At 63.3% G+C, this 10,838-nt stretch carries 7 protein-coding genes and 1 tRNA gene; 6 read left to right on the forward strand and 2 right to left on the reverse strand.

Going from position 1 to position 10,838, the window contains the following annotated elements:
- The first annotated feature begins 2,676 nt into the window (after window positions 1-2,676).
- Window positions 2,677-3,345 (forward strand): PKD domain-containing protein, encoded by a 669-nt coding sequence (locus KIT10_00520; protein MCW5897724.1) that lies wholly within the window; start codon window positions 2,677-2,679, stop codon window positions 3,343-3,345.
- Window positions 3,346-3,416: 71 nt separating this feature from the next.
- Here the strand turns inward: KIT10_00520 and KIT10_00525 are convergent, their stop codons facing one another.
- A complete protein-coding gene (locus tag KIT10_00525) occupies window positions 3,417-4,412 on the reverse strand; it encodes a cation transporter (GenBank protein MCW5897725.1) in 996 nt (331 codons plus the stop codon).
- A gap of 36 nt (window positions 4,413-4,448) precedes the next feature.
- On the opposite strand from KIT10_00525, the gene KIT10_00530 reads away from it, so the two are divergent.
- The 4 genes from KIT10_00530 to KIT10_00545 all read left to right on the forward strand — a co-directional run bounded on the left by KIT10_00530 (window position 4,449) and on the right by KIT10_00545 (window position 9,317).
- Window positions 4,449-5,078: a Crp/Fnr family transcriptional regulator gene (locus KIT10_00530; protein ID MCW5897726.1), complete on the forward strand. Its 630-nt coding sequence runs from the start codon at window positions 4,449-4,451 to the stop codon at window positions 5,076-5,078.
- A gap of 81 nt (window positions 5,079-5,159) precedes the next feature.
- On the forward strand, window positions 5,160-5,363 hold the full coding sequence (locus KIT10_00535; protein ID MCW5897727.1) for a DUF2892 domain-containing protein: 204 nt from the start codon (window positions 5,160-5,162) through the stop codon (window positions 5,361-5,363).
- Between the two features lie 132 nt (window positions 5,364-5,495).
- Window positions 5,496-6,803, forward strand: a complete 1,308-nt coding sequence (gene nhaD, locus KIT10_00540) for a sodium:proton antiporter NhaD (GenBank protein MCW5897728.1) — start codon at window positions 5,496-5,498, stop codon at window positions 6,801-6,803.
- A gap of 105 nt (window positions 6,804-6,908) precedes the next feature.
- Window positions 6,909-9,317, forward strand: coding sequence for a T9SS type A sorting domain-containing protein (locus KIT10_00545; protein ID MCW5897729.1), 2,409 nt, complete (start codon window positions 6,909-6,911; stop codon window positions 9,315-9,317).
- Between the two features lie 184 nt (window positions 9,318-9,501).
- Here the strand turns inward: KIT10_00545 and KIT10_00550 are convergent.
- A tRNA-Ser gene (locus KIT10_00550) sits at window positions 9,502-9,588 on the reverse strand.
- Window positions 9,589-9,691: 103 nt separating this feature from the next.
- Between KIT10_00550 and KIT10_00555 the strand changes: the two genes are divergently transcribed.
- Window positions 9,692-10,828, forward strand: a complete 1,137-nt coding sequence (locus KIT10_00555) for a T9SS type A sorting domain-containing protein (protein ID MCW5897730.1) — start codon at window positions 9,692-9,694, stop codon at window positions 10,826-10,828.
- The last annotated feature ends 10 nt before the right edge of the window (window positions 10,829-10,838 follow it).

Raw genomic sequence — 10,838 nt, forward strand, 5'->3', positions numbered from 1 at the left:
TTCAATATGCTTACGGTGTCTGGAGGGCATACGGATGGTGCTTCAACCAACACCGCGTACCGGATCATCAACCCCGCAGCGGCCTCCGAGGACCCTGTCGGGTTCACCAGCGGCACGGAGGACTGGGTTAGCTGGACCTTGGCCATCCTGGGCCCAGCGCCGGTGCCGGGCACCGAACCCATTGATATTCCCCGCATGGCCAGTGGAGATGGTTTCCCCGTGGTGGGCGCCACGGCCAGCAGTGCGAAGACCACCACCGGCTCAGCCGCGCATGTGGTGGATCTGCCGGTGGGCATCCAGGAGGGTGATCTGATCCTCGTCTTCTGGACGGATGCGAGCAACAGCGGCACCAATCCAGTGCTGCCGGGGTACACGCAACTCGCCACCAGCAACGCCAGCACAGGCAACGTATACCGCAAGGTGTGGTACCGTATCGCTGATGGTACGGAGGGGGCTACGGTCTCCACCTCCAATTCCTTTGGGGACCGCAGTGCCCATGTCACCTACCGCATCGCAGCGGGGACCTATACGGGTCTGCCGTACATATCCACCAATGCCAACAATACCAACAACGCGCCCGACCCCAACAACCTCAACCCCGGACTGGGCGTGCGGAAATACCTATGGCTGGCCAGTGCGCATGCCGCGGAATCACAAACCTTCAGCATTCCGGCCACTTTCAGCGATGCCGTGGATTCCAGGACCACCGCGAGCAGCACCAGCGATCAACATGCCCAAGTGATCACGGCACGCCGATTCCTTGAAGCCGCACAATTGAACGTAGGCCCATTCGGTTTGGGAGGCAATGCCACACATACCGCATGGACCTTGGCCATACAAGGCGCGGATGGTTCCCACGCCACTGTCCGGAATGGGCATGTGGTGACGGTGACGGAGGACGGTTCCGTGGATGATCTGGTAGTGGAGAGCACCGGCCTGCTGGACATCAGCACAGGCTCATTGGTCATCAACGGCACCAGCGTGGTCGTCAATGGCTCCATCGAGGGCGCATCGGGACATCTGATCCTCGGGGACATCAACGAAGCGGCCATTCTTGTCCAAGGTTCCGGCAGCATGGACCTGTTCGATCTGACCGCACGCACGCCGGCCGATGTGACCTTGGAAGTGGATCTCGACATCCGCGGAACCTTGGCGGTACGTGCGGGCGACTTCGATGCCACCAGCGCCACGGTAAGGCTGATCAGCAACGTGGATGGCACTGGCCGCCTGGACTCCTTGGTAGCCGGTACCAGTTACACCGGCATACTGACCATGCAGCGCTATATTCCCCAAGGGGCCACCAACTGGCGCCTGTTGGGAAGTGCGGTGGACGGACAGACCTTGCAGCATTGGAAGGATGACTTCCTCACGGCGGGCTTCCCGGGAAGCCATTTCCCGAATTTCGACATGCCTGTGGGCAGCGGCATCCTCTGGCCCAGCATCCGCTACTACAATGAAACGCACCTTGGTCCCAACCCACTCGATGGCCTCACAGGAGCCGAGAGCATCACTGAGCCGCTTTCCGTGGGCAAGGGTTGGGCGGTCTGGTGCGGCGACACCCTGGGGACCACCGCCGCTTTCACGATCGATGTCAAGGGTCCACCGCGGATCGCGCAGACGCCCATCGCCTTGCCGGTGAGCTGGAGCAATGGCGGAACGCCCTTGGTGGATGGCTACAACCTGGTGAGCAACCCGCTGCCCTCGCCGATCTCCTTCGCGGCGATCCAAAGAGGTGCCGATGTGGAGAACTACTACTGGGTCTTCAACCCGGTGGACGGCAACAACGCCACATGGAACGGTACCGTGGGTGCGAATGGCGCGAACGGTATCATCCAGAGCAGCCAGGGCTTCTGGCTGAAGGCGAATGGACCTTCCGTGGCCACCACGGTGCATGAAAGCGCCAAGGTCTCCGGCAATACCGGTGGCATTTTCGGGGGGCTCACCACACTCCCGCCGATGGTGCGTCTCACCCTGCAGGGCAACAACAGCTTCAAGGATGAAGCGGTTGTGGTATTCCAGGATGGTACACCGCAGTTGAACAGCGGTGACGTGCCCAAGCTCAGTTGGAGCAGTGCTGGCGCCCCGCGGATCGCTTTGCGCAGTGCGGAGGGCGTGGACTTGACGATCGACATGTATGGGGAGTACACCACGGACATCAGCATCCCCGTGCTGGTGCAGGCACCGTCGGCAGGCACCTACAAGGTGCGCGCCAGTGACATGGTGGGCATCAACAGCCTGACCTGCCTGACGCTCGTGGACCTGGTGACCGGGACGATCACACCATTGACCGAAGGCGCGGAGTATACCTTCAGCATGCCCGCGAGCCCCAACACCAACACACCAAGATTGCTGCTGCGCGCCTCCGCGCCTCTCCCGCAGTACGCCACCGATGCCACCTGCTCCGATGCCGCGAATGGTAGCGCCACCGTGGTGAACATCGGCGAGAATGCCATCGAGGTGACCTGGAGTGACCTCCTCAACAACGTCCTGCTCGTGCAATCCGATGTTCTGGGCGTGGCGACCTTCACTGGTCTACAGGCCGGGGAGTACAATGTGACCGTGAGCAGCGACGCTGGATGCGGCCCGCTCTCTTCCATCATCACCATCGATGCGCCAGATGCACTGATAGCCGACGTGGAGAGCACCGAGGCCAGCTGCCCGGATGCCGAGGACGGCATGCTCACGGTGGAGGCCGTGGGTGGCACGGCTCCCTATTCCTATCTGTGGGACAACGGGGGAGAGGAAGCCCACATCACGGGAGCAACAGGCGGTTATGCCGTGACCATCACCGATGCGAACGGTTGTGTGTTGCAGGTCTCCGGACTTTCCATTGGTGCGGGCCAGGGTCCTGTGGCCGCCTTCTCCCATGGACCGGGGCCGGTCGTGGTCGGTACGCCGGTGGAGTTCACCAACAACAGCATCGACATGCAGTCGAGCACATGGGACTTTGGCGATGGGAACGGCTCCACCGAACCGGATCCCACGCATACCTACACCATGGCCGGCATTTACACTGTGACGCTGACCGTGAACAATGGCGATTGCACGGACAGTTGGTCCACCGAAGTGGTCGTGGAACTCAGCACCGGACTTGAGGACATCGGCCCGACGGGGATCACTTCCTGGGCCGCTGATGACCAACTGTTCCTGGACCACGATCTCGAGGGCGGTATGATGCAGGTGGAGTTGCTGGATGTGGCGGGCAAGCTGCATCATCAGTGGAGCGTTGGTGCGATGCCAGGGCGGGTATCCTTCCCCATGGCTGGTCTCAGCGCCGGTGTTTGGGTGGTCCGCGTGATCCACGATGGAGCGCAACACACCTTCCGCGTGCCCCTGGTGCGCTGATCGAAGCCACTGCCTGACGAAGCCCCGCCGAGGTCAACACCGGCGGGGCTTCGTGTTCTTCGCCATCGCGATCACTGCGGCCCTTGGTCCGCGCGGTGCTTGGCGTCCTGCAATACACTGTCCAGGTCCCAGTGGATACGATGCAGGAAGGGTGACTTGCGCTCGGGGCAATCCGCCAGGGCGCAGATGCCGCAGGAGCTGGGCACGCAGGGATCCATGTGGATGAAGAGCTCCACCGGCCGGGGGCTGCGTTCGTTCACCAGCCGTTCCATGGCGGCGATCTCCGCATGTGCCCGTTCCAGCGGGTAGTACCAGGGCAGCGTCACATGACAATCGATGTGCAAGGTGCGGCCGAAGCTCACCACGCGGAAGTTGTGCAGGTCCACCCAGTCCGGTCGCCTGGCCGCTTCCAGGATGGCGATGGTGGTCCGCGCCGTCACCATGTCCGTCTCGTCCATCATGCCCGCCACCGCTTTGCGCAGCACGCGGAAGCCCTGCACGGTGATGAAGACACCGAAGCCGGCCGCGAACACACTGTCGATCCAGACCAGGTCCGTGAGCAGGATGAGCACCAGACCGCCGAGCATGGCCACCGTGCTCCATGCGTCGCTGAGCAGATGTGTGCCACCGGCCACCAGGGTGGGGGAGTGGTGGCGTTTGCCACGCTGCAGCAGCACGAGTCCCATCACCAGGTTGATGGCGCCGGCCAGCGAGGTGAGCACGATGCCCTCCTCCAACCGGTGCAACTCGTTGCCCGCCAGGAAGGCCATCGCCGCACGCACCACGATCGCCATACCGGCCAGCATCACCAACGTGCCCTCGATGCCCGCACTTATGAATTCCACTTTCCCATGGCCGTAGGGATGCTCACGGTCGCGGGGCTTGCTGGCCAGCACCAGGCTGTACAGCGCGAAGGCACCGGCCACCACGTTCACGATGCTTTCCAGCGCATCGGCCAGGATCGCCGAACTGTCCGTCCGGTGCCAGGCAAGGAACTTGATGCCCATGAGCAGCGCACCTGTTCCCAGCACCCAGGCTTGTACACGGATGTCGCCACGCGCCGTCATGGGACAAGTGTAACGCGGCGCAGGTAACTTGGCCGCATGGATGTCCAAGTGCTGGCCCGACGGGCTTTGGTGGGATTGGATTCGGGCCTGATCGACCGCATGCTCGCCGAAGGCCGCGTGGTGGAAGTGCCCGAGGGCACCCATCTCCTTCACGAAGGCGGCTATGTGCGTGAACTCCCCGTGCTGTTGGAGGGATTGGTGCGCGTGTACATCGGGCATGAGGACAAGGAATTGCTGCTCTATTGGATCCAACCTTCGGATAGTTGCGTGATGAGCTTCGCCTCCCTGCTGGAGCGCGCCCCCAGCCGCATCAACGCGGTGACCGAGAAGCCCAGCACGCTGCTGATGGTGCCCGAGGCCCTGGTGCGCACCTGGCTGCGTGAACATCCCGATTTCGCCGAGTTGATGTTCCGCAACTACGCCGAGCGCTATACCGATATGCTCCGCACCGTGGAACAGGTGGCCTTTGGTGATCTGCCCACGCGCCTGCTGGAATACCTGCGCAAGCTGGGCACCGTGGGTGGTGAACCCTGGATGGACCTGCGCCACGCCAAGCTGGCCCAGGAACTCGGCACCGCGCGCGAGGTGGTGACCCGAACCCTGAAGAAGCTCGAACGCGAAGGTGCGATCGAGCAAGGTCCCAAAGGCATCCGCGTGCTGAAGTGACATCGGTCACCGGCGCCGGGTGGCCAGCTTCCAACCTTTGCGATGGTTAGGCGTTTTCCTGCCACAAGAACCTCCGATCCCATGAAGACCAACATCGGCTCCTTGGACCGTGTGCTGCGCATCGCCTTGGCACTTGTGTGTTCCGTACTGTATTTCACCGGAGTGGCCTCCGGCGTATGGGGTGCCGTGGCCCTGGTGGTGGGCGGTGCCATGCTCGTCACCGCCGCTGTGGGGTGGTGCGGCCTGTACCAATTGACGGGCATCAACACCTGCAAGGCGAAATAGGCCTGGAGCGCCTATTGTCAGGGCACGGGGCCATGGCCCTGTGAGGATGGCCCATCGTTCTCCCTGAGCTTCAGGGAACCTAATGGGCCGGGTTGCGTATCCTTGCGCCGTTTTTCAAGGACCCCCTCCCGCATGTTCATCCTGATGGCGCTCCTCTTCGTGCTGGGCTACCTGGCCATCGCGTTGGAGCACCCCCTGCGCATCAACAAGGCCGCCTCGGCCATCCTCACCGGCGCCGCGGTCTGGACCGTGCTCATGCTGGGGCAGAATGCCATTTTCCCCGAGGGCGGGCATGGCGGCCACGAAGGACTGACACACCACTTGCTGGAGCACCTCGGCGAGATCGGCTCCATCCTCTTTTTCCTCATGGGCGCCATGACCATCGTGGAACTCGTGGACGTGCATGAGGGCTTCCGCGTGATCACCGACCGTATCACCGCCAAGAAGAAGTACGCGTTGCTCTGGGTCATCTGCCTGCTCAGCTTCTTCATGAGCGCCGCGCTCGACAACCTCACCACCACCATCGTCATGTGCGCCCTGTTGCGCAAGCTCATCAAGGACAAGGAGACGCTCTGGACCTTCGCCGGCATGGTGGTGATCAGCGCCAACGCCGGCGGCGCATGGTCGCCCATCGGCGACATCACCACCATCATGCTCTGGATCGGCGGGCAGGTCACCACCTTCAACATCATCGCCAAGCTCATAATACCCAGCCTGGTATGCCTCATCCTGCCCCTCTTGTGGATGGCACGCGTGGTGAAGGGTGAGGTGGAGCGCCCCGATGCGGTACGCCCCAGTGGCCACCACGGCGGCAATGTCACCGAGGGCGAGCGCAAGCTGGTCTTCACCCTGGGGGTGGGCGCACTGCTCTTCGTGCCCGTCTTCAAGGCCGTTACGCACCTGCCGCCGTTCATGGGCGTGATGCTCGGCCTGGGCGTGCTGTGGGTGGTGACCGAAGTGATCCACATGCGGCATGGCGTGGACAAGCGCGGCGACCTGATGGTGACCGCCGTGCTACGCCGGATCGACATGCCCAGCGTGCTCTTCTTCCTGGGCATCCTGGTGGCCGTGGCGGGCCTGCAGGTGGCCGGCCACCTCACCTTGCTGGCCCAGGGGCTGGACCACAGCTTTGGTGGCGACATCTACCTGATCAACGGCGCCATCGGGGTCCTCAGTTCCATCGTGGACAACGTGCCCCTGGTGGCCGCGGCCATGGGCATGTACCCCATGACCATCTATCCTCCCGACCACCTCTTCTGGGAGTTGCTCGCCCTTTGCGCCGGCACGGGTGGCAGCCTGCTCATCATCGGTTCGGCCGCCGGCGTTGCCGCCATGGGCATCCTGCACATCGACTTCATCTGGTACATCAAGCGGATGATGATCCCCGCCGCCATCGGCTACTTCGGTGGCATGGCCACCTTCTGGCTCATGTTCCACTGAGCCGATCGGCCCCCGATCGTGGATAATGCCGGGAGACTTAGATCCCCGTTCACATCCGCCGACCCTGATCCTGCGATCTTTGCGCCCGGAAACGATCCGGTGCCGATGGTCGCCCTCTACGCCCGCCTGCCGCTGATGGCCGCCCTGCTGCTGGGGAGCGCCATGCTTCAGGCCCAGACCACGGTCTTCTTCCAAGGATTCGAGAACGATGCGGTGGCCTGCACCGGCGAGAACTGGCCTTACACCGGAGGTGTGCGAAATAGCCAGACCGCCCGTACAGGCAGTTGGTCGCTACGGGTGGGCAGGCAGGGTGAAAGCAACAGCGTGATCTTCACGGACCGTAACGTCACCGGCCTGGACAACATCCAGTTGCAGGTGTACCACAGGGTACTGCCAGCGCCCAATCCTTTGGGTGGTGATGGGCACGGCATGGATGTGCGCGAAGGTGCGGTCATGCTCGTTCGGTTGAACGGAGGCGCCTGGACCCCGATCGGCCGGGTGGGCGGGTTCGACAACCACAACTATGCATGGAACGCGGCCATGGGAGGTGCCCCATCGGTATCGGCGGGGTGCAATGTCTACCAAGCACCGAACCCCTTGCTGTACGATGTGCCCGCAGGCACCACCACCATTGGGTTCCGCGTGATCAGCATTGGCCTCAACGGCAGCACCTGCGCCACGTTCAACACCGCCATGAACGCGGGCACGACACCCAGCCTGTACGACCGCACGGATGAGGGCTTCTACATCGACGACCTGCGCCTCACCACCACCACCACCACGCCCTTGCCCGGCATCTGGACCGGTGCCGCAAGCACCGACTGGTTCAACTGCGCCAATTGGAGCTTCGGCTACGTGCCCACGGCGGTGACGCCCGTGCGCATAGAGCAGACCGCGAGCGCCGGATGCATTGTTGGCGTGACGGGCACCGCCACAGCGGAATGCGCCTCCATTCTTCACCGATCCACCACGGGCACCAGCCGCAACCTCACGGTCTCCAACGGCAGCACGCTCAACATCTATGGTCCGCTCACGGTGGAACGGAGCAATGTGAACACCGCCCTGGTGACCGGTGTGGTGCAGAGCAGCACGCTGTCCGCCACCAGCATCAACCTCATCGGAAGCGCGCCGGGCAACTACGACGCGGTGGTGCGGGCCGAGACCAATGGCACACGCATCCTGGTGGAGACCGACGTCACCATCAACGGTGGTGGCCTGCTGGATCTGGAGAGTTTCGCCGGTGGTGGGCGTTTGGAACTGGGCCGCGACTTCATCAACCTGCGCGATGAAACGCATTTCCACCAAGTGAGCAGCACGGTGGTCTTCAATGGCAATGGGGCACAGAACATCAGCACGGCCAACGGATCGGAGGTCTTCCACAACCTGCGGGTGGAGAAGACCGGTGGCGATCTGTCGCTGCTGTCGCCTGTGCAGGTGAACAACCAACTCGCTTTGGTGGGTGGCCGTGTATTCACCTCGCCCACCGAGCTGCTCACCCTCGGCGCCACTGCCACCGTGCTGCTGAGCAGTGACGCCTCCTTCGTGCATGGCCCGATGGAGAAGATCGGTCTGGTGGACTTCATGTTCCCGGTGGGCAAGGGCAACAGCCTGCGGCCCTGTGGCGTTGGCGGCATAGCGGGTGTGGCGGGTGACGCCTTCACTGCGGAATACTTCCCCGAAAGCGCGCGCGAGTTCCCATTCGCCAACGTGTTGGAACCCACCTTGGACCATGTGAGCGATTGCGAGTACTGGACGATCGGGCGCAGCCATGGATCGCCCAACGCCACGGTGCGGCTGACCTGGGACACGCCCGAAAGCTGTGGTGTGACTGATCTGCCCAGCCTGCGTGTAGCTTACTGGGACGTGGCCATCTGGCGCGATCGCGGCAACGGTGGCGCCACGGGCGATGTGAACAGCGGCATCGTACCCACCTCGGGCACGCAGACGGATTTCGGCGATTTCACCCTGGCCTCCATCAACGGCAGCAATCCCCTGCCGATCACCCTGCTGCATTTCCGTGCAAGACCCGAGCTCGGAAGGGTGCGGTTGGATTGGGCCACGGCCATGGAGATGGACAATGACCACTTCACGGTGGAGCGCGGCGCTGATGGCCTGCACTTCGCCGACCTGCTGCAAGTGCCCGGTGCGGGCCACAGCCAGACGGTACTGCACTATCTCGCTTGGGATGATCGCCCGCTCGGAGGGATCTCCTACTACCGTTTGCGCCAGACCGACCACGATGGAACCAGCGCTTGGAGCGATATGGTGGCCGTGCGTTTCGAGGGCCCCGGCGCACTGAACGTATGGGCCGTGGACGGTGTATTGCAAGTGCAGCACCCATTGCCCGCCGATGCCTTGTTGGAACTCTTCGACGCCTCAGGACGGCTGCTCCTGGGTCGGATCGCCGGTGGCGAGGGCTTGGTGACGCTGGATGCCGGCTCATATGTCCCCGGCGTCTACCTGCTTCGGGCCAGCCACGGCGACCGGGTGCTGGTGATGAGGTTCGTGCGGTGACTGGAAACTGATCGTGTCTCTGGGGTGTAGGTCGATCCCTCCTTGAGGGGAGGGGCTTCGATCACCGATCGGCGCGTTGCACGCGCCTGGATCTTTTTTCCGGCGCCTTATTCGCTTGAGCAAGCTCGGCTCTTGGTGCGTGGAAGAAGATCGCCCGCCTGGCGGCGGGCGGATCGGCGATCGGCGGAGAGGGAGGGATTCGAACCCCCGGTACCCTTGCGGGCACATCTGTTTTCGAGACAGACCCGATCGACCACTCTGGCACCTCTCCGATCAGGGGCGCCAAAGATAGCCGCCCTACTTGCCCGGGATGGATGGTGATGGGTGGTGACAGGCGGTGGGGTGGATGGTTCGGCCACCGCTATTTTTCGGCCATGAAGAACCTGTTGCTCGCCCTTGCCCTTCTGCTGTCCGGCAGCGCCTGGGCCCAGCCCTACCTGATCGGCAACCGCTCGATCACCTTCTTCGATCCGGCACGCAACAGGAACATCGGCACCAACCTCTACTATCCGGGCGTCACTTCAGGCAGTAATGCTGTCGTGCTGCCCGGTCAATGGCCGGTGCTGGTGATGGGCCACGGATTCCTGATGGGCACCGGTTCTTATTCGAACATCTGGCAGTACTTCACGCCGCGCGGTTACATCGTGGCGTTGCCCACCACCGAGGGCGGGTTGCCGCCGAACCATGGTGCCTTCGGTCTGGACCTGGCCTTTGTGGCTCAGGCGTTGCAGGCCGCCAACAACGATGCTTCTTCGCCCTTCTTCGGCAAGGTGGCACCTGCCACGGCGCTTATGGGGCACAGCATGGGCGGCGGGGCGAGCTTTCTGGGCGCGGCCAACAACAGCAACATACAGACGGTGGTGAATTACGCGGCGGCGGAAACGAACCCCAGCGCCGTGACCGCCGCGGGCAGCACGCTCGTACCCACTCTGGTCTTCGCCGGCAACAATGATTGTGTGACCCCGCCCGCCCAGCACCAGCTGCCCATGTACCAGGCACTCACCGTGCCCTGCCGCGCCTATGTGAACATCACGGGAGCGAGCCATTGTCAATTCGCCCAGCAGGACTTCACCTGCGGCCTGGGCGAGATCGGTTGCTCGGCGGGCATCAGCCGCTCCGCACAACATGCCGTGATGAACGACTTCGCCGGGCTGTGGCTGGACCATTTCCTGAAAGGGGTGCCCGGTGCCTTGGCCGCCATGATCGACAGCCTTTCCACGACCAGCCGCGCTGTGACCGATTACACCTGTCTGCTGACCGGGGTAGAGGAGGTCACGAAGCCCGGTCTGACCCTCGCCCCTGTGCCGGCGGTTGATATGCTTCGTGTGTTCGGCGCTGCTCCAGGCGCGGTCGTGACCGTGATGGACCTCACCGGCCGGGCCGTGCTGCCCCTGCGCACGCTGCCCCAGGATGGGGTGCTGGACACGCGGGACTTGAACACCGGCACCTACGTGCTCATGGTGGTGGAGGGCGGACAGCGCATCATGCGTTCCTTTGTGGTGGCGCGCTGATCGTGGCTTC

It is taken from the genome of Flavobacteriales bacterium (assembly GCA_026129465.1).
In the GTDB taxonomy this organism is placed as follows: domain Bacteria; phylum Bacteroidota; class Bacteroidia; order Flavobacteriales_F; family PHOS-HE28; genus PHOS-HE28.